This is a genomic window from Bradyrhizobium sp. USDA 3315 (assembly GCF_054056795.1).
Map to the genome: position 1 here is coordinate 246,063 of NZ_JBSRYP010000001.1, position 18,989 is coordinate 265,051.

General features: G+C 60.0%; 16 protein-coding genes, 1 pseudogene and 1 riboswitch. Of the genes and pseudogenes, 4 read left to right on the forward strand and 13 right to left on the reverse strand.

Translation table 11 applies throughout. The features are described from left to right. Position 1 precedes the first annotated feature (1 nt). The 11 genes from ACVIYL_RS00990 to ACVIYL_RS01040 all read right to left on the reverse strand — a co-directional run bounded on the left by ACVIYL_RS00990 (position 2) and on the right by ACVIYL_RS01040 (position 10,356). The gene (locus ACVIYL_RS00990; protein WP_310879805.1) at positions 2 to 277 is read right to left on the reverse strand and encodes an EscS/YscS/HrcS family type III secretion system export apparatus protein; all 276 of its coding nucleotides are present in this window, start codon (positions 275 to 277) and stop codon (positions 2 to 4) included. A 2-nt stretch (positions 278 to 279) separates the two neighbouring features. Beyond that, positions 280 to 945 (reverse strand): type III secretion system export apparatus subunit SctR, encoded by a 666-nt coding sequence (gene sctR / locus ACVIYL_RS00995; RefSeq protein ID WP_310879804.1) that lies wholly within the window; start codon positions 943 to 945, stop codon positions 280 to 282. Continuing rightward, positions 938 to 1,939 (reverse strand): type III secretion system cytoplasmic ring protein SctQ, encoded by a 1,002-nt coding sequence (gene sctQ, locus ACVIYL_RS01000; RefSeq protein WP_456781749.1) that lies wholly within the window; start codon positions 1,937 to 1,939, stop codon positions 938 to 940. The genes sctR and sctQ overlap by 8 nt, the downstream gene beginning before the upstream one ends. Before the next feature lie 113 nt (positions 1,940 to 2,052). Beyond that, positions 2,053 to 2,589: a hypothetical protein gene (locus tag ACVIYL_RS01005; RefSeq protein ID WP_456777496.1), complete on the reverse strand. Its 537-nt coding sequence runs from the start codon at positions 2,587 to 2,589 to the stop codon at positions 2,053 to 2,055. Beyond that, complete coding sequence (gene sctN / locus ACVIYL_RS01010; protein ID WP_456777497.1) at positions 2,565 to 3,920, reverse strand: type III secretion system ATPase SctN; 1,356 nt, start codon at positions 3,918 to 3,920, stop codon at positions 2,565 to 2,567. Before sctN ends, ACVIYL_RS01005 begins: the two co-directional genes overlap by 25 nt. Continuing rightward, positions 3,917 to 4,540: a type III secretion system stator protein SctL gene (gene sctL / locus ACVIYL_RS01015; protein WP_456777498.1), complete on the reverse strand. Its 624-nt coding sequence runs from the start codon at positions 4,538 to 4,540 to the stop codon at positions 3,917 to 3,919. The genes sctN and sctL overlap by 4 nt, the downstream gene beginning before the upstream one ends. Further along, entirely contained in the window at positions 4,537 to 5,169 is a 633-nt protein-coding gene (locus ACVIYL_RS01020; protein WP_456777499.1) for a nodulation protein NolU, read from the reverse strand. The genes sctL and ACVIYL_RS01020 overlap by 4 nt, the downstream gene beginning before the upstream one ends. A gap of 11 nt (positions 5,170 to 5,180) precedes the next feature. Beyond that, positions 5,181 to 6,047 (reverse strand): type III secretion system inner membrane ring lipoprotein SctJ, encoded by an 867-nt coding sequence (gene sctJ / locus ACVIYL_RS01025; RefSeq protein ID WP_456781750.1) that lies wholly within the window; start codon positions 6,045 to 6,047, stop codon positions 5,181 to 5,183. A 9-nt stretch (positions 6,048 to 6,056) separates the two neighbouring features. Continuing rightward, the gene (locus ACVIYL_RS01030) at positions 6,057 to 6,575 is read right to left on the reverse strand and encodes a nodulation protein NolB (protein WP_456777500.1); all 519 of its coding nucleotides are present in this window, start codon (positions 6,573 to 6,575) and stop codon (positions 6,057 to 6,059) included. 884 nt (positions 6,576 to 7,459) lie between these two features. Then, entirely contained in the window at positions 7,460 to 8,533 is a 1,074-nt protein-coding gene (locus ACVIYL_RS01035) for a ribonucleotide-diphosphate reductase subunit beta (protein ID WP_456777501.1), read from the reverse strand. Then, positions 8,524 to 10,356, reverse strand: coding sequence for a ribonucleoside-diphosphate reductase subunit alpha (locus ACVIYL_RS01040; protein ID WP_456777502.1), 1,833 nt, complete (start codon positions 10,354 to 10,356; stop codon positions 8,524 to 8,526). Before ACVIYL_RS01040 ends, ACVIYL_RS01035 begins: the two co-directional genes overlap by 10 nt. A 210-nt stretch (positions 10,357 to 10,566) precedes the next feature. Next, positions 10,567 to 10,782: riboswitch (cobalamin riboswitch) on the reverse strand. 118 nt (positions 10,783 to 10,900) lie between these two features. Here ACVIYL_RS01040 and ACVIYL_RS01045 point away from each other — a divergent pair. Beyond that, positions 10,901 to 11,183: pseudogene (locus ACVIYL_RS01045) on the forward strand (DDE-type integrase/transposase/recombinase); the annotation flags it as partial. Positions 11,184 to 11,197: 14 nt separating this feature from the next. On the opposite strand, the gene ACVIYL_RS01050 reads toward ACVIYL_RS01045, so the two are convergent. Both ACVIYL_RS01050 and ACVIYL_RS01055 read right to left on the reverse strand, forming a co-directional pair. After that, positions 11,198 to 12,130 (reverse strand): class I SAM-dependent methyltransferase, encoded by a 933-nt coding sequence (locus tag ACVIYL_RS01050; RefSeq protein ID WP_456781751.1) that lies wholly within the window; start codon positions 12,128 to 12,130, stop codon positions 11,198 to 11,200. Between the two features lie 208 nt (positions 12,131 to 12,338). Then, on the reverse strand, positions 12,339 to 12,848 hold the full coding sequence (locus tag ACVIYL_RS01055) for a nodulation protein NolB (protein WP_456777503.1): 510 nt from the start codon (positions 12,846 to 12,848) through the stop codon (positions 12,339 to 12,341). A gap of 225 nt (positions 12,849 to 13,073) precedes the next feature. Between ACVIYL_RS01055 and ACVIYL_RS01060 the strand changes: the two genes are divergently transcribed. From ACVIYL_RS01060 to ACVIYL_RS01070, 3 genes are all read left to right on the forward strand, one after another. Then, the gene (locus ACVIYL_RS01060; protein ID WP_456781752.1) at positions 13,074 to 13,748 is read left to right on the forward strand and encodes a nodulation protein NolW; all 675 of its coding nucleotides are present in this window, start codon (positions 13,074 to 13,076) and stop codon (positions 13,746 to 13,748) included. 593 nt (positions 13,749 to 14,341) lie between these two features. Continuing rightward, positions 14,342 to 15,178: an IS5 family transposase gene (locus tag ACVIYL_RS01065; RefSeq protein WP_253625200.1), complete on the forward strand. Its 837-nt coding sequence runs from the start codon at positions 14,342 to 14,344 to the stop codon at positions 15,176 to 15,178. Between the two features lie 998 nt (positions 15,179 to 16,176). Next, a complete protein-coding gene (locus ACVIYL_RS01070; protein WP_456781753.1) occupies positions 16,177 to 17,865 on the forward strand; it encodes an HrpF/NolX family T3SS translocon protein in 1,689 nt (562 codons plus the stop codon). Positions 17,866 to 18,989 lie beyond the last annotated feature (1,124 nt).

Consider the following 18,989-nt stretch of genomic DNA (forward strand, 5'->3'; position numbering starts at 1 on the left):
GCTAGTATCTTGAGGTGAGTGCAGGAAACTCCCGGAAAATACGCTCGGCTTGTTCGATGAGTGGGGCGCTGAGCACCGGAGAAAATCCGGCGAGCACGGCGACGACCACCAGAAGCTTCACCGTCAGGGGCAAGGTTTGATCCTGGAGCTGGGTTGCCGCTTGGATGAGGCCAATGATCAATCCCGAGATGAGAGCCGCGAGGAGCGGCGGCAGAACCCAGATCATGAAAAGCACGAGCGATTGGCTCAGGTGCATGAGGATGCTGGCTTCGTTCATTGTCAGCCTCCCGGCGTCGCGTAGCTTAACACCAAGCCGTGCATGAGACGTGACCAGCCGTCGATGGTGACGAACAGAAAGAGCTTGAAGGGAACAGATATCACCGTAGGCGACACCATCGACATCCCCATGGCCATCAAAATCGTCGTGACGATCAGGTCGATGGTGATAAAGGGAAGATAGAGAAGAAAGCCGATTTCGAAGCCACGCTTGAGCTCCGAGATCAAGAACGACGGCACAAGAATTGCAAAATCATCAGCCGTGGCGCTGCCGCGCATCTCTTCCGACCAGACATGTTCAGTCGAGGACAGGAAAAACCGGCGCTGCTCTTCATTGGTGAACTTCTTCAGATGGGTGCGCAGCGGCTCCTGCCCCTCCTTGGCGGCTGTCACCCAGTCATCAAACGTTTGGTAGCGAAGTTGCGGATCCGTCAGGCGGTTGTAGGTCTGCTCGAAAACCGGGGCGCTGATGAAGACGGTCAGGATCAGCGCAGCGCCGTACAGGACGATGTTAGGCGGTATCGACTGGGTCCCGAGGGCGTTGCGCACCAGGAAAAGAACAACCGAGACCTTTATGAAGGCGGTCGTTGTCACGACTGCGAAGGCGAGCAGGCCGAGACCGACCGTGATCGCAAGAAGCGCGAGAATGCTGGGTTGAATGTCAGTCATTGACCGCCAACCTGCCGCGCAACCTAACGGCAAGTTCCTCGCCGATCCGCACGATATCGCCGCGGCCGATACGTTGGCCGTTGGCAAGGATATCGACGGGGCCGTCGAGCGGCCGGCCAAGTTCGAACACATGGCCTTCGTTGATGCTTCGCAAAGTTCCCAGCGGCATCGGCAAGCGGCCGCATTCGAATACGAGTGTGATCTCGAGAGCGTCAATATCGGCCTCGGAAGGGAGCTGCTGCGCTTCGGTTTGTGTCGTCATGTGTCCACTTTTCAGGGGGTGGGTTTGCAAGCGGAATGGCCCCCGCAGGACCAGCCGGTCGCCGGCAATCTCGGCAGGGGCCCACAATCGGTCGGCGGTGAGGATGAGTCGGCCCCGAGCAAGGGGAATTTCGTCCGGCAGCAGCGCATCGCCTTGCCGGGCTTGACGAACAAGGCCGATTGTGACCCGGAGCGAGCCAATCTCGCCTGCAACGATGACAGGGAGTTCAGAACCAAGCTTGGGCGTCTGTCGCGGCAATCGGCCAAGCAGTTCCCCAAGGGCGGTGAACGCGGGCGGAACTGGACCGTCCAGAGACGAGAACAGGAGCAGGCGCGCCTTGCTCGTGAGCGGACCATAGGCGACGTCGAATTCCAGGTATGGGCCTGATTTCGTCGCTTCATCGGTGCGGATAAGCCGCAAATGCCGCCGCATTAGTCTCTCCAGGGAGGACAGCAACGGTTCAAGCGCCAGTTCAAGAACCAGCGAACGCGTCGGCTCGGAAGGTAAAGTCAGGCCATTCTGCACGGTCGCAATCAGCACTTCGGCAAGCGGACCAGGTAACGATAGGACGAGCTTTTCGCCGCCAGCATCAAAGACGCAGTCAAGCATCGATGTCTCAGGCGGCTCGACCTGCCAGACAAGCCGGTTCATACGCAGCGATAGCGGCTTATCACCGAGACGGCTTTGCAGAGGTCCGCGGAAAGCTGCGACCTCATTGAGCCACGAGACCACAGCATGAGAGAGGGTCAGCGCCGGTCTGAATGGTGCGGATCCACCCGGCCTCTGTATCGCAGGCGGCGCCTGCCCATCACGGCACGTCCGCGCCGGCAAAGGAGAATCGGCCATCAGCTCGGCTCGCCTCCCCTTTGGGCGGGCGCGCCGCTCCGATAGCGAAGCAAGATCTCATCATCGGCTTCGATTTCCGCTGCGGCTTCAACATGAGCATTGGTGATGCGCTCAACGTCACGCTCGATCTTTTGCCATTTGTGGCACGCAGCCGAACGTTTGGCCCAAAGCGTCCGCGCCTCAAGGACCGCTGCCTCGGCTTGATCTTGAGCGGTGCGCGCCTCGTCAAGAACCCGCTGCGCCGCCGCAATGTCCTCTGTGAGCCGCCCGATGATGAGATGATGGCGGCGCTCGAGTTCGCTGACGGATATCGCATCGGCCGATAACATCTCCCGATAAAGCTCAGTTTCGACCCTTGCACGGTGTCTTTCGGCATTTGCAAGCTGCTCCGAAGCTCGTTCGACGGCTTCACCTGCGACGCGGCGCTTGGTTTCCATGCTGGCCAGTTCACGAAGGGCACTCCGCTCCCTCATGTCCTTCACGAGCCGCAATTTCGACGCCTGAACGAGATTCAGGCGGTCAGACGCGACATCCATGCGACTGTCTCCTCAAAGTTGCATGCCTCGTCCTGGCCCTGCCGCAGGAACGCCCGCAACTCCTCGATCGAGGCCATCGCCCGGTCGGTCAGCGGATCGGAGCCTTGCTTGTATTCGCCGACCTTGATTAGAAACTCCGCCTCCGCGTAGCGCGAGAGCAGATCACGAAAGACGGACGCCCCCTTTCGATGCGGCACAGACACGATCGCATCCATGACGCGGCTTCGGCTCGACAACACGTCGATCGCCGGAAAATGCTCTCGCGAGGCCAGCGCGCGCGAGAGAATGATGTGGCCGTCAAGAATGCCGCGTGATTCTTCTGCGATTGGATCGCCCGTACCATCACCTTCGACAAGTACGGTATAGAAGGCCGTGATGGAGCCATGCTCGCCCATGCCGGCGCGCTCCAACAGGCCCGGCAGCAGCGCAAAGACGGAGGGCGGAAATCCGCGCCGGGTCGGAGGTTCTCCTGCGGCAAGGCCGATTTCGCGCATCGCGCGGCTAAAGCGCGTCAAAGAGTCCATCATCAGGACGACGCGAAGTCCCTGATCACGAAAATACTCGGCAAGCGCCGTCGCCATATGGGCGCATTGTGCCCGCTCCATCGCCGAACGGTCGGATGTCTCAACGACGACGACCGAACGGCGGAGCGCCTCGCCAAGATGACGCTCGATGAATTCACGCACCTCTCGGCCGCGTTCGCCGATCAGCGCGACAATCGTGACGTCGGCGGCTGCGCCTTTGACGATTTGCGACATCAGCGTCGACTTGCCGCAACCGGCGTCGCCGTAGATTCCGATCCGCTGGCCTTCTCCACATGTCAGAAGCCCATCCAAGACACGAACGCCGAGCGGAAAAGGCTGTTCGATATCGCGCCGTTTCATGGGATTGGGGGCCTTGCCGCGCAGCGGGCGAGCCTCGCCAGCCTTGATTGGGCCCTTACCATCGAGCGGGCGGCCGAAACTGTCGATCACGCGGCCGAGCAAGTCGGGGCCGACTGGCACTTCCTGCATTCGCCCGGTCGTGACGACTTCCGCCCGGTTGGACAACCCGACCATGTCGCCGATCGGCGTGAGTAACACCCCGTCCGGCAATAGACCGATCACCTCCGCCTCGAGCGACCATCCGCTGCGAGGATCCCGCAAGAGGCATAGTTCCCCGACCCGGGCCTCCGGCAAGACGGCATGGAGCAGCGTGCCAATCGCCCGCGTGATCCGCCCCCGGACGGCACGCGTATCGATATGCGTGGCGGAAGATCTTAAGGATGAGAGTGCGGCGTGGACAGCCCCCTCTTCAGCCGTGGCATCGTGGCTCGGTCGTTGCGTGGTCACGGCTCACCTTCCTGCGAAGACAGGCCAAGCCCCAGCCGAAGCGCGCGGAGCTGTGCGGCAAGTCCGAGATCGACATTGCCAAACTCGCTCCACAAAACGCATTGGTCCGCCGCCAGCGCCGGATCCGGCTCAATCCGGACCTTGGGCCGACCGTCCTGTCCGTTGTAGGCGGCGAATTCCCTGGCAAGCAGATCGGCTTTCAGGGGGGACACGTGAAGGTAAACTTCTGTGTTTTTGTACTTTTGCTCGATCGCATGACGAACACTGCGCACCAGCATCTCGCCCGGATCAAAGGCGCCAATCAAATCGCGCACGATCTCAATGACCAGTTCGGGCAATTCCCGTTCCAGAACGGCCTTTCGCTGCGCGAGTTCGCAAGCAGCCTGCGCAATCAACCGCGCCATCTCCTCTGCGCCCGCCTTTACGCCCTCAGCATGGCCGCGCGCCCGTTCGCGCTCATATGCTTTGCGCCCCCAACTGCGAACGCGCTGCAGATGCCGCTCGGCAGTGGCCCGCGCGTGTATGGCGTCATGCCAGATCTTGAGCTCGGCCGCCGGAATAAGGGGGCCGAGCGGACGGATCTGCGGCGCCACGGGCAGTGCTGGGACGTCGACTGTCATACCGCGGCAGCCTCCATCCCCAAATGGGAAACGACCAGCGAAAGCAGTGGATCTGCGACACTGCGATGCTCAGCCGCGGGATTGTCCACGGCGGTCCCAATAGGCAGACGTAGAAGCACGCGGATACGGTCAAGCGCCGGAGCCTCGTCAAGCCAGGCGCCGAGGCAGGCATGTCCATCGTGTTCAATCTGTCGCGACAACTGTTCCGGATCGGCAACGGGCGTCGTTGCAACCGCCGCGGATAGATGCCGGATGGCGAAAACATGCGCTTCAGCACCGATCATCGCGACCAAAATCGAAAGATCGCGCTTTGAAACCAGCTTCAGGACGGAGCGTGCATGCCAGATACTGCCCGCGAGCAGGGCAGCCCGACGCGGATCATGTCCGAGCAGAAGGTCGTCGTTCCAGCCAGATCCGCTCACATCCACTTCGCTGCCGAGCAGCAGTTCGGCCAGTCTTGGCTGCAGCCTGGAACTCTGCTGTAGTCGGAGTAATGTCGAAGGCGACAGCAGCGGATCAAGACCCGCAGCAAGACGGCTCGGATGGATCGAGGCAGCAAACTTGCGCAGCCGATCGGAAGCTAGCGGGAACGAACGATTGGGTTCGGTGGGTGACATTGATGCCGACATGAGCGTCCCGGCTATGCCGCATCAGACGTGATCTTTTCACCAGCAGCCTGGACAGCGGGCACATTCGAACGCCTGCCGAACATGATCAGTTTGCGCGATGATTGCCCGAACTGACGAAGACGCGCGCCAAGCAACACATAAGATGCAATGACGAATGTGGCGCCGGCGCCCCCCAACCCGAGCGCAAGCCACGGAGTTGAAGCCGACTTTGCTGATTGAGCCGAAGCGGCTGCCGTCGGCGCCGGCTGCTCAAGTGGAGCCCGCTCAACCGGCACGAAGACCACCGCCACCTTGTCGTAAGACAGCCCTTCGATGCTGTTGGCGACGAGCATCTTGATCTGAGGCAACAGCGCCGAGAGCCTCGCATTCGAGCCATGCCGGATGAAAACCGACGCCGAAGACGGGGTCGCATCTTGCCGCAACAGATCGTTCTTCGGCAGAACCACGTGCACGCGGGCGGAAAGGACGCCATCGATATCGCTAATGGTGCGCGACAATTCTTCGCTCAGCGCATAAACGTAACGGGCGCGCTCCTCGATCGGGGAGGCAACGAGACCCGATCCTTTGAACACCTCGCCAAGATTCTTGAAAGATTGGCGCGGCAGCCCCTCAATATTTAGCAGGTCGATCGAATATGCGAGCTGCCTTTCCTCGACCTGGATCGTGCTGGTTCCGTCCTTGGCGACAACACGAACGGCATCGATACCCTTGCCCAGGAGAAGCGCAAGCATCTCATTGGCCTCACGCTCCTGAATCTTGCTGTAGAGATCAGCCTTGCAGCCGATCAACGGAAGAAGAAGCGGCAGAGCAAGGCAAATGCGAAGCTGCCGCCAAGATTGACGGCCGCCGTTGCCCCCGCTGTGCATCGCACCAGTCATCAGCTTCACTCAACCCGCCGATAGCAGCTTATTCAATGACGAGCTGACGGCACCGGTGCTTTTGGAGACGAGGGAAACCTGAACGGCACCACTGTAGACATCCCTCAGATTCACCACCATCGCATCGAAATCCGCATCCACCGGCTTAACCGCCACATGCGCGCCGATGTCGACCGGTTGCAACAGCGGCTGCGCGGCAGGTCCAGGCTGCATGCCGTTCGGCGCAGACCGCGCGCTGCCGGCCGCCGGAGCAACGGCATGGCTGTGGTACATGTTGGAAAGGGCTTGAAGGACGCGGTCGCCCGATGGACTCGCCAGCGTACTCGCGCGCTGCACTTCCGATACCGTCGGAACCACTGCGGTCCTATCTGCAACTGATGAGGCGACATCCTGATTGGAGGCCACTTGGCCAAGAGACGGCTCAAAGCGCGCCTGCTCGCCGGGAGCCGCCGGCGAGCAGGCATTGGAAAGACAGTGGGCTGGACTGGGAGAGATCGGCGTTGCGCCTAACATCATATAAGGAGTCATTGTGCTCGTTGATGAGACTAGGCGTTGTCGACCGATGAACGTATCAAGCGTAGATTGGTGAGCTGACGAAAACCTGACGAAAAACTACGCTGGTTGCGTCCTCTAAAGATTACGTTGACTTCCAAGCCGGAACGAAATTCCAGGTTGATTCTCAGGCGGAAGGCCTTCGGGAATGCTTAGCCCCCAAGATCCGAATGGAGAAGAGGACTTCATTCGTCTACAGCGTTGGACCCAACCCTTTAGCCCGAAGATCCCGCTGAAGATCGCCCCGCAGACTTTGGGGAAGATCGGACTACTCGCTAACGACCATAGCCCGTGCCTCGGCAGGGACAGCGAAAACCTGACGAACGATCACCAGTCCGCGCTTTTCTCGCTTTTGGCCTCTCCGCCTTGCGTTGTACGGGGCCACGAAGCCTTTGGCCAAGATGCGTAAAGCTGTTCCGTCGGCCCTTCTCAAAAAAGACGGCGAGCGCGCAACCCCTCCTTCCCAAGCCGCATCGCAGGCCTCGATGCAAGCAGCCTCGACATCGATTACGTCTGCACCTCAAGCGAACGCAACTTGGGCTTGAGTGCATTTGCGCATCGGCACGTCAACGGACGCAGTTTTCTTCGATCGGTTGCCCTATACCGCGCGTCTCCGCTCATCCCGCCGAGAGCCTTGTGATAAGCTCTGATACCGGTGGAACCGTTAAATGGTCTCACCGCCTCCAATTTGGCCGATCGATGCCGAACGCCGATGCCCACCCATCATGATTTCGAGCGGCGTAAAGCATGCCACTGATGTCCGCTGCGCCCCCCCCCCCCCCCCGCAAGCAGCGGCGGAGCCTCCTTTCGCGAACGCCCGGGATGTACGAGCGGACGCACCAAAGCGCTGTTCCGGCTGCCTACAAGCGGCCGAAAGCTGCCCACACCCCGTCTTCGCCGTCCCAGCTGCCGCGGCTCGCCGCCTTGGAGTACTCCGTGGCGCGCTGCTCGAAGAAATTGGCGTGCTCGACACCATTGAGAATCTCGACAAGCCACGGTAGCGGATGCGTCTTGAGCTGGGTGAATCCGCTCTCCTTGGCTTCGAAGAAGCCGAAGACCGGGTCAATCCGCAGTTGGGTCAGTCGCCAGTCGGCGACATAGCGGACGTAGGCGTGGATCTGCTCAGCTCGCATGCCCTCGATCTTGCCGAGGCCGAAGGCGAGGTCGACGAAGTTCTCCTCCAGCTTCACCATGGTCTTGGCGACGTCGACGATGTCGTCACGGACAGCGCGCGTCACCGCGCCGGTTTCGCGGTGCCATTCGTGAAACAGCTTGATGATACCCTCACAATGCAGACTCTCGTCGCGCACTGACCAGCTTACGATCTGTCCCATGCCGTTCATCTTGTTGTGGCGCGGGAAGTTGAGCAGCATGGCGAAGCTCGCGAACAACGCCATGCCTTCGGTGAAGGCGCCGAACATCGCCAAGGTCCGAGCGACATCGGCCACGCTGTCGACGCCGAACTCGTGCATGTAGTCCGCCTTGGCGCGCATCTCGTCATAGCTTCGGAATGCGTCGAACTCGGTCTTGGGCATGCCGAGCGTCTTGAGCAGCAGCGCATAGGCGTCGATGTGGACCGTCTCCATGTTGCTGAAGGCCGCCATCATCATCTGAACAGTGAGCGGCTGGAAGATCGGGATGTAGCGCTTGAGATAGTTGTCTCCGACCTCGATGTCCGACTGAGTGAAGAAACGAAAGATCTGGGTGAGCAGTGTGCGCTCGCTGGCGGTGACGCGCTCCGACGCCCAGTCCTTGAGGTCGGCGCCGAGCGGCACCTCCTCGCCCATCCAATGGGTCTGCTGCTGGCGTTTCCAGAACTCGTAAGCCCAGGCGTAGCGATCGACGTCATAGCTGCCGGTCGAGTCGAGAAGGCCGACGCGCCCCTTGCCGATCAGCGTGCGTGGATCGACGGACGAGAGATCGATCACTGACATGCGAGGCACTCCTCATAGTCGGTGCGCGGCTGCGGTGGCACGGGCTTGTCGCCGTCGCCGATCCTGCCGGCGAACGCCGCGCGCGAGATCGATTTTGAACGGCAGTAGTAGAGGCTCTTCACCCCGTGCTTCCAGGCCGTCCAGTGCAGCATGTGGAGGTCCCACTTGTCGACGTCAGCCGGAAGATAGAGGTTAATCGACTGGCTCTGGCAGATGAACGCGGCGCGGTCGGCGGCAAGCTCGACGACCCAGCGCTGGTCGATCTCGAAGGCGGTGCGAAAGACCGCTTTCTCGTGCTCTGACAGGACGTCGAGATGGGCGACCGACCCCTCGTGCGCGATGATCGAATGCCAGATCGCCGAGGTGTCTACGCCTTTCGCGGTCAGCACCTTGGTGAGATGCGGATTACGCACCGAGATGGCGCCTGACAACGTCTTATGGGTGTAGATGTTGGCCGGGATCGGCTCGACGCAGGCGCTGGTGCCGCCGCAGATGATGCTGATCGAGGCGGTCGGCGCGATCGCAATCTTATGGCTGAAGCGCGCCATCACGCCGCGTTCCAGGGCATCCGGGCACGGGCCACGCTCGCGCGCGAGCGTCACGGATGCCGCGTCGGCATCGCGACGGATTTTTCGGAACATGTTCAGATTGAAAGACTTGGCCATGACACTTTCCATTGGAATGCCCTTGGCCTGCAGGAAGGAGTGGAAGCCCATGACGCCGAGGCCGACGGAGCGCTCACGCAGGGCGGCGTAGCGGGCACGCTTCATGCCGTCCGGCGCCACCGTGATGAAGTGGCTGAGCACGTTGTCGAGGAAGCGCATGACATCCTCGATGAAGATGGGCTCCTCACTCCACTGGTCCCAGGTCTCGAGGTTGAGCGACGACAGACAGCAGACCGCGGTGCGCTCCTCGTCGCGATGATCGATGCCGGTCGGCAGGGTAATTTCGCTGCACAGGTTGGAGGTCGAGACCTTGAGGCCCAACTCGCGCTGATGCTTGGGGAGCGCGCGGTTCACGGTGTCGATGAACAAGAGATAAGGCTCGCCGGTCTGGAGCCGGTTCTCAAGGATGCGTTGCCACAGCTGGCGGGCATCGATCTCGCGGACGACCTCGTTAGTCTTCGGGCTGCGCAGAGCGAACGCGGTGCCGGCGCCCACGGCACGCATGAACTCATCGGTGACGTTGACGCCGTGATGCAGGTTGAGGCTCTTGCGGTTGAAGTCGCCGGACGCCTTGCGAATCTCGAGGAACTCCTCGATCTCGGGATGGTGAATATCGAGATAGACCGCCGCCGAGCCGCGCCGCAACGAGCCCTGGCTAATCGCCAGCGTCAGGCCGTCCATGACGTGGATGAACGGGATGATGCCTGAGGTGACCCCGCCCTTTACTTTCTCGCCGATCGAGCGAACATTGCCCCAGTAGGTGCCGATGCCGCCGCCGTTGGAAGCAAGCCAGACGTTCTCGTTCCAGGTACCGACGATGCCTTCGAGCGAGTCCGACACCGAGTTGAGGAAGCAGGAGATCGGCAGGCCGCGCGTGGTCCCGCCGTTGGAGAGCACCGGTGTGGCCGGCATGAACCACAGCCGAGACATCGCATCATAGAGACGTTGGGCATGCGCAACATCGTCCGCGAAAGCGCAAGACACCCGCGCGAACATGTCCTGGTAAGTTTCGCCGGCGAGCAGATACCGGTCGCTCAACATCAGCTTGCCGAACGACGTCAACAGGTCGTCGCGCGACGGATCGAGCGTAAGGTCGGCCGGCTTTGGCGATGGCGCGAGGGGCCACGGCAGTGGAGCCGGCGATGGCGAAAGGGGCACCAGACACGGCTCAGGCGCGATAGGCTTTGCCTGCGCTAGGCGCGGCCGCACACTCGGCGGCGCGACGAGATGACCATGCTGATCGAAATCGTAAGACGGCGACATCGGCAACCCCGCGATGTTAGACGCTGGGGCCCGCGCGGACGACTTGCGAGGAGAGCTGGCAAATGTCCCCGGCTGCAAGCGACCCACCGGGGCACCCCGCCCGAGGACTTTCGTTCAGTCGCGGCAGGTCTCCTGGCTCGCGGGTCGCTGCGGCTGTCGGCCTTCCCGGCGTTGTGTCGCGCCAGTGGCCATGATGACACCCGCTCGCCGCTTACAGTTGCGGGGGCAGCCCCGGAGTAGCCGTTTCGGCGCACCGGGTTCCCTCTTAGCTTCCGACCTACAAGATGTGGGGAACGGAAGACCGTGACTGGCTAGACATAGGCACCACTCGCCGGGATTCGTCAACTGGAGAGATCAAGATTTAGAAGGAGGCAAAAACATGCTGACCGCCCGGCCTACTCAATCACCGCTGTCGCTTCCGCTGCAGGTGAGATGCCGTTGGCGGCATGTCCGGTTTCCGTTAAGCTTGCGCATGGTCAAGGAAATTCTGGCCCGCGCGTCGCATTGATGCGATCTATGAACCGCGCGTCAGTGGACAAGGAATTCGGCAAGGCGCTCTCCGATCTGAATCGCAGTGCTCCCGCTCCCTGCAACAAATGGCATCTGGACGAAGTCGTTATCCATCGCCCGGCGAACAGAATCGGCTCTGGCGCGCCGTCGACCAGAATGGCCTCGTTTTCGACGTCTTGATCCAGCGCCGAAGAGACTCGCGCGCTGCACAATAGTTCCTAACCCGTCACGGCTCCAGCGCGACCTGCAAGCCCTCCTTACTTTCAACATGAACGTAACGGGGTCCGATCGGCCGTCCCCTGCCGCTGGCGACGGTGACAACGTCTTCGAGAGGCGTGGCGCGCGCATCCGCCTCGGGGCGAGACAAGATCAGATCGGCGTGAAACAGCCCCTCCGATTCGAGACCGGTGGCATCCACGCCAAGGGCCGCCAAGCTGGCCAAACAACTTTCAAACTCTTCAGCATCGCGAAAGCGACGCTGGATAAACGTCGCGCCGGTAAGACGTTCTGTCACAAGACCACGCTTTGCGAACGTCGCGGCCAGCGACTCAAATGGGAACATTCGTAGCACGAAGGAGATGATCCATGGTTGCTTCTCTGTCGCATCGAGAATCTCGCTGAACGTCTTCTCGGTAACGTAGCCGATGCATCCGGTCGACATGATAACATCCACGGAGCGGAGAATGCGCGCGCTGTCCGTCGATAGCGCCTCCTTTTCAAGGTCAGCGACAATGCCCTGCTCCAAGAGGCCAACACTTTTTGCATAGCTGACCGCCCGTGCTGACACATCGAGGCCGACAAAGCGCGCCAACCCGACATCAGGCCAGGCTGCATAAAAATTGCGATCGAGACTCACGAGTGTCTCAGAACTGATCGCTCTCATCTCACGCCGGGCGTAGCGGTGACGCAAGCCCCCGAAGGTCAGCGGAAAGCGATGCACCGCTGCGTTGATGCCGTATGAACAACCAACATCGAGCACGACGGGCTTAAGGCCGGTTGCCGAAGCTTTCGCTGCCAGGATTTGGCGCACAACCGGCTCAGCCACGTCCGGGATCATATAATCCAGGTCTCCGAGGACCGAGAAATATGCCCTCGGATCATCCGAAGCATAAATATCGTGGAATATAGCTTTGGACCGATTGATACGCGAAAAATCTATCCGCAACGCAATGTCTCCCATCTCATTTGCAAGCAACTGGACGGCTGTTGCCTTCGTACCCGCCCGCACTTGTATATAGGGTATATAGATCGGTCTTACATCCGCCGATGCGATAGCAGAAGCGGCAAACGGACAAGAGCATCAAACCACTCTCCCGCCGTCGCGGCGTGAGCGATCCTGCCGTTGTGTGAAGAACCTATCAGCCCGCTCAGCCCGCCGATAGAAGCTTGTTCAGAGATGAACTGACGGCGCCGGCGCCTTTGGAGATGAGCGAAACCTGAATGACGCGATCGTAAACATCCCGCAGATTCGTCAAGGCCGAATCGAAATGGTCGCCACCTTCCGGTTTACCTGCCGGCTGCACCTCGACTTGCTGCGAGCGCAAGACCGGCTGCGCGGCCGGCCCGAGCTGAAGACTCTTCGCAGGATCGGGCGCAGCGACAACGGTCGGCGGGACCGCACCCGCAGAAGATGGTTTGCGCCGGTGGATTGCAGAAATATTCTGCAGGACGCGATCGCCAAGCGGGCTCGCCGGCGTGACTGTACGCTGAACCTCCGACAGCGCCGGAGCTGGCGGGCGATCGGCTGCCGAAGAAGCCGCACCTTGCTTCGAAGCCGCCTGCGCAAGACTATCATGAAACTGGTCCCGCACCGCTGAACAGCCGCTGGAGAGACATTCGGCCGGGTTGAGAGCGATCGAGGCAACGGCAGGCAACATGAGAAGAACCGTTTTTGTCACGTGATGAGATTGGCAGCTTCGTGAGCGCGAATGGGCCAGTACCCTAGAGAAGCGAGCTGACCGAAAGCTGACGAGCGTTCGTCACCTGATGATCACGGTTGGCCTCCATTTAGGAAGAAGCATCGATCTCCAAATTTGGGACGAATTTTGGTGTCGATCCTGTCGTGAAAAAATAGCAGGAATCATCCGATCTCGGAGGCTGTCATCTTGAAGAAAGTGCTATGTGCTGTTGTTTTCATCTGCTTGAACGTCGGCAGGACGCTAGGCGCGCCGCTGACGCTGCCATCGACGCCTTACAGTTACACGGTTCTGGATCAGGACCTCGCGGCCGCACTGCAGGAATTCGGCAACAATCTGAATATCCGGGTCAATGTAAGTACTGAGGTGAAGGGGCGGATTCGCGGGCGGATACCGGAGCTCCCACCGCGAGGGTTTCTCGACCGCTTGATCCATCTTTATAACCTTCAATGGTACTACGATGGGCTGGTGCTTTACATATCCGACGCCCACGAGGCGCAAAGCCGACTACTGGTCTTGAATCCGATCAGCTTCGATGTATTCAAGACGACACTCGATGCACTCAGCATCTCAGATGAGCGTTACATCGTGAGAGCTACACCAGGAGATGGTCTCGTCTTCGCTTATGGTCCGCCTCGATTTATCACACTTGTGGAGGAAACGCTGAAAGGACTGCTGGCGGAGACACAGGCACGGCAGAGTACGGCCGGTGTCGACAGGTCGCCGCACGAGTCGGTTCTGATGCTGTTTCGGGGATCCTCAAGCACGGTCATTCGCGACGGACGACCGGATGCCACTGCTTCGCCGCAGGCACCGCATCAAGACAGCCCGGTCCATGCGACCAATTCTGGCCGACAATGAGTCGATCACAAAAAGCCGCTTGCGAAGAAATTCAGTGCGTCTGTGCATACTCTCCGCTTTTCGAAAGCTGGTGCTGCCCGGCATGAGCGCGCCGGTGTTGAAACGGCGAAGCAGTTACCTATCGTAACGACGCTACAGGCTCCGGGCAACAGCTGTCCGAGCTAGAAGGTAGCGGCATTCCAGATTGCGGCTTGCGGATTTATTCCTGATGCGAATTGCTCTCCAAGATTCGTCATGCGGATGAAATTCGTCGAAGGATGAGGGACGTTCCGCTGTCAGGAGTAAACGGGCTTCAACGCGCCAATAAGCGACATGCACGGTCAATCCAAGGAGCTTTGAGCAGAAACTGACGGGACCGCATGAAGCGGACGAATTTAACTTGGATCTGATTTGGCCGAAGCTGGCAGCCGCGCCGTCACGCGCCGAGCCATCATTGGATGACGGCGAGCGTCCAGTTCCCGGACGTCCCGCCAAGGACCACGGGTCTCCACTCACCCAGCCCCCACATTCCTTAGAGCCTGACTGAAAAATGGGTGAGTGATCTCAGTGGGGTGTGATTCCATCGGATTTGCAAAGATTCGAGGGAGAGCACGATGCCCTGGACCAAGATCACTCGGGAGCAATATCGGCGGGACGATCTGCGTTATGCAAGCGATATGACCGATGCGGAGTGGGCGGTGATCAGACGCCTGTTGCCGCGAGCGAACCGGCGCGGCCGGCCGCGTAAGACGGAGCTGCGTCGTGTGATCGAAGCGATCCTCTATATCGTTTCGACCGGCTGCCAGTGGCGGGCGTTGCCGCAGGAGTTCCCGCCCTATTCGACGGTGCAGGGCTATTTTTATAGATGGCGGGATACAGGCCGGTGGCAGAGGATTGTCAGCGTGCTTGTCCGACGGGCGCGAAAAAAGCTTGGACGGACACCGAAGCCGACGGCAGCCGTGATCGACAGTCAAAGTGCGCCAACCACGCAAGCTGGCGGACCGCGCGGCTACGATGCAGGCAAGCGCATCTACGGCCGCAAGCGGCACATTGTGACGGATACCAATGGCCTCCTCCTCGGGGTTCATGTTCATCCCGCCAACGTTCAGGACTGCCATGGCGCCGTACCGCTGCTGAAGAACGTGCGGATGAACTTCCCCCGGCTGCGCCACGTCTTTGCCGACCGGGTCTACCGCGGAAATCAACTCCTCGACGCGCTCTCAGACTGCGGTCCATGGACTGTCGAGATCGTCGAGCGGCCTCAAGGCGTCAAAGGCTTCCAGCTTCTGCCGAGGCGGTGGGTGGTTGAACGCACATTCGCTTGGTTCGGCAGATGCCGCCGCCTCGCCAAGGACTTCGAGGCGACGGTGGCAACCGAAGCTGCCTGGCTGCTGATTGCACACATCAGGCTCCTGACCCGCAGACTCGCGGCTGCAGCTAAGGTTGGGTGATTTATGAGTCAGACTCTTAGATCGACATCTTGAGAAGCTGCAATGTGATGTCGGGCAGGCATCTCCGGACAACAACCTTCGCCATCGTGGGTGTGCCTCACACGGCCGAATGGCAAGGAGAAGACTTATTCGTCTCAAAAGTCGCTAGACCCGCTCTTGGGGCCAGTTTGCGTCCACCCTTCGTACACCGGGTGATCGAACGGTTATCCCGTACTGAGCCCGGGACATGGATTCGATGCCGGGTCGAACGAGCGCGGCGGCTAAGGACGAATAAAAGAACAAAGGCCGGGGCGTCCGAGCTTTGACGTTTGTCAGAGCAACCTGGGTCCGCTCAACGCCTTTGACGATCGAGTTTTTCGAGGACTTGGTCGACGACCGGTATCTGATCCGACCATGCTGGATGCGCGGCTCAGAGGGCGCCAGCACTTTTTGGCGCAGGCGCGGGGTGGCTACTGCGAAATCAGCGTCCACCTTGAGATGCTCCGGAGCTCTTGCGAGATTGTTGGATCAAATCAACGAATGCTGCGGATAGGTAAACGTGAAGGCCGTTAACTCGCCGACATGGCACCAGGCCGGGCGAACGCAACCAAACGAATCTGGCACCGGCATTGAAAATACGTCCGGTTTTGTTGGCAAGGCCAATTCATCAATCACCTTGAAATCGTCTATGCGCCGTCAGCTTCTCGAAAGCTTGTCCGTCCTACCATACGGCGTGAAAATCTAGACGGCGGTGTTCCCATGGATAGTCGCGGAACTGAGCGCTGGAGCCGCACTGAGCAACCGGATGCAAGTCCGTAGCACCTGTTGAACTCTGTCGATCAACACTCCTTGTTCGTCGCGATCTCGGGGCGCGTTACGTGATCGTCTTGTGGGTGCACTCTTATATCGGAGGACGTATAATGTCAGTCGACCTATCGCCAACCGCCAGTTCAACTGCGGCTTTACCCGGAATGCCCGCCCCGCCGTCTTCGGCGCAGGACTTTTCCAGCTTTCAGGCGATGCTGGCCAGCCTCTCGTCGAAAGACACGACCAACGATCATTCCGCACCGCAGGAGCCGGCCCCCACAGACACAGCCAAGCAACTGACGGAGGAACTCACGCAGGAGACGCGGAATATCCTGCCACCAGAGATTAGGGCAGCACTGGATGCATATCAGGATGACCCACAGCCATCCTGCGCTGCGAGCAGCCCAATCATTGCGGAGGCACCCGTACAAAGCTCAAGGATCACCTGGAACGGTGGCACGCTGACTAATGCGGAACTGCATATTGTCTCTGTGCTGAACCGCCACAAGGACAAATGCCCACTTGATTGGAAGTCTTTGGGAGATTTGGCCAACGATCCCTCGACACCGCCGGATCTAAAGGCGGCGATCGAGGCACTGCAACAGGACCCGGAGCTCTTCTATGCGATCGGTTCGCAAGGCGACGGCCGCTGTGGCGGCAAAATCAAAGCGGGCGATCTCTGCGGCTTTTCCGATCACCACCCCCAAGTTGCCGCGTTCCAAGAGCAGCGGGCGCAGACCTACGAGCAGAACTACATACCATCCGACGGGACCGGGAATGGTGAGCCATCGGTCATGACCCTGACCGACGCCCTGCGCGAACTCTACCGCTATTCCGATAACCTGCCCAAGAACTTGAGCCTTGCGGATTTCAGGCACATCGTGGACGGCAACGCCGACATTGGCAAATGCCCCCCACAGGTCCTCGCGGCGGCTCAATATTTTCTCGACCACCCGAACCAATGGAAGCAGTTGTACGGCGGCTCGATAGATCAGGTCCACAAAGAGGACTTTCTGCAGGTCGCTTCATCATCGATGAGTCTCACTCGCCCCGAGCTGGGTACACTAAACACGATCAACAAGAACCAGGACGCTTTCTTTGGAAATGGCGTTCTGACCCGGGAAAAGCTCGTGAGTATGGTGGACGACAAGAGCCTTTCTCCCGAGGTACGACAAGCGGCCTCCCAGCTGCTCTCGGATCCTGTGCTGTTCGGGTTGATGAATAACGCGATTACCGGCTACAAAACCCACCACAAGTTTTTCGACTTCGGCGGCGGCCATACGGTTGATTCCGGAAACATCAGCAGAAACGATTTCAACCAGTTCTTCAACAACATGTCTGGCGCGAACCGCGCCGCTCCGCAACTGAAGACGCATGCCGCTCGAACGCCGGCCGAACAGGAAGCCACCGCGGACATGATGGTTGGCGTGGCAGACCAGCCCGACATCAAGTCTCCCAAGAAGAACGGGGGCGCCCTCATGCACGAACTTGATGACGTGCTCAAGGTAGGCTCGAAGGTGCTCGACTGGACAGCGACGGCCGTTGGTGTACTCGGCTTCATTCCAGGGCTGGGCGAACTGGCCGATCTTGCTTCAATGGTGATCGAGGCCGAGGCCCAAGCTGCAAATCTTCTGCACACCGCGATCAGCGGCGGCAACATAAAGAAGGCGCTGGAGGAAGCCGGGCTCAGTCTTGCGGCCCAGGCCGTGGGCTGCATCTCCGGCCCCGAGGTCAAGATAGCGATTCGGGAAGGCTTGGTGAAGCAGGCAATTCAAGAAGCGGCGACGGCCGGCATCAACCTGCCGGTGTCGATGGCTCAGTCCTACGCGGAGGACTATCTGAATAACCTCAAGGTACGGATCGAATCCGAGCAAACGCAAGCTGCAGGTGCCTACGCCTAGGTCGTAGCGGCGCTCTCGACACAGGATAAATCTGGAACGAAAGGCTCGCTTGCGAGGCCACCGCGCGGCAGGGTCGTCCGCGCGGTGCAGGTCCTGCAAGCTCCGCCAACATATTCGGCTTACACCGACGAGCGTATTTGTCGCTAGCTAAATCAGCGCATTTGTCGGCTGTACTCGAGCGTCCGACGGACATTCTCCATCGCGTGCGCCACCGCGAAGGTTTCGCCGCGCTGATTGCGCCGCCCATCGCGGACGGTGAACTTGTCGATGCCTTCACGCCGCCACAAAAACCGGACGGAGCGGCGAACCTGACCAGCTTACGTCGTCGGATCGAGAACACATTAGTGTTGCGTGGAGGCTCAAGGTCCTTGTCTCCAGCGCCTCCTGATCGCTGTCCTCGTCAGTGGGCCAATTTTATGGGTCTGCCACAAGCGGGACTGGAGGATCGCTCTTCGTTGCTGACCCTCATTAGCAACTTTGACCTGCCGCCCCGCCCTGGGGCAGGATCGAGCCAAATCGCCGCGTGGTTCGAGGCAAGTAAATTGCCGAACGAGCTGCGAGTGGTCCCGGCCAGGCGGGCCTCCGAGACCACGTCAAAGATCAAGCTCATTTTATCCGTCCTGGCGCCTACATTCCGCTTATCAAAACTGCGCTTGGATGAACAACGGGCTTGCCTGATCAAATGCCACATAGTCGAGGCCTTCCACCAACTCTCTGATCTGCGGCTTTCGCCAGCCCACTGCCGACATGTGAGGCGGCCTGTCCAGAAACAGCAACAATGAGATCGGCTCACTTTATTTCTGAGGCTCGTCAGCTTGTCGAAAGCTAATGCTTCCATAGTGGACATGACGGAGACTGCTTCCTCCGCGCGAACGAAGCTTGAAGTAGGAGAACCCGATGCGCATTTCCAGCTCAAGCGCCGCTGGGCACTTTGATTCCGACCTCCATGCGACTGGCGGCGGCAAAAAGGGATCTCGGCCCCCTGGCGAGCACGATGATCATGGCCAATCGCCTGGTGCAGGAGCTCCCTCCATAAATGGCGGCACGTCTAGCCCAGACGCTGGCTCGCACGCCGCTGCTATTCAGCAAGCGTTCAACGTCGCTCTCGGCGCCGCCGCTATGCA

Bases quoted from the DNA above. Each gene is read 5' to 3' on its own strand.
- ACVIYL_RS00990 (WP_310879805.1), bottom strand. From the start codon at position 277: ATGAACGAAGCCAGCATCCTCATGCACCTGAGCCAATCGCTCGTGCTT.
- sctR (WP_310879804.1), bottom strand. From the start codon at position 945: ATGACTGACATTCAACCCAGCATTCTCGCGCTTCTTGCGATCACGGTC.
- ACVIYL_RS01005 (WP_456777496.1), bottom strand. From the start codon at position 2,589: ATGGATGTCGCGTCTGACCGCCTGAATCTCGTTCAGGCGTCGAAATTG.
- sctL (WP_456777498.1), bottom strand. From the start codon at position 4,540: ATGACAGTCGACGTCCCAGCACTGCCCGTGGCGCCGCAGATCCGTCCG.
- ACVIYL_RS01020 (WP_456777499.1), bottom strand. From the start codon at position 5,169: ATGTCGGCATCAATGTCACCCACCGAACCCAATCGTTCGTTCCCGCTA.
- sctJ (WP_456781750.1), bottom strand. From the start codon at position 6,047: ATGACTGGTGCGATGCACAGCGGGGGCAACGGCGGCCGTCAATCTTGG.
- ACVIYL_RS01030 (WP_456777500.1), bottom strand. From the start codon at position 6,575: ATGACTCCTTATATGATGTTAGGCGCAACGCCGATCTCTCCCAGTCCA.
- ACVIYL_RS01035 (WP_456777501.1), bottom strand. From the start codon at position 8,533: ATGTCAGTGATCGATCTCTCGTCCGTCGATCCACGCACGCTGATCGGC.
- ACVIYL_RS01055 (WP_456777503.1), bottom strand. From the start codon at position 12,848: ATGTTGCCTGCCGTTGCCTCGATCGCTCTCAACCCGGCCGAATGTCTC.
- ACVIYL_RS01065 (WP_253625200.1), top strand. From the start codon at position 14,342: ATGCCCTGGACCAAGATCACTCGGGAGCAATATCGGCGGGACGATCTG.
- ACVIYL_RS01070 (WP_456781753.1), top strand. From the start codon at position 16,177: ATGCTGGCCAGCCTCTCGTCGAAAGACACGACCAACGATCATTCCGCA.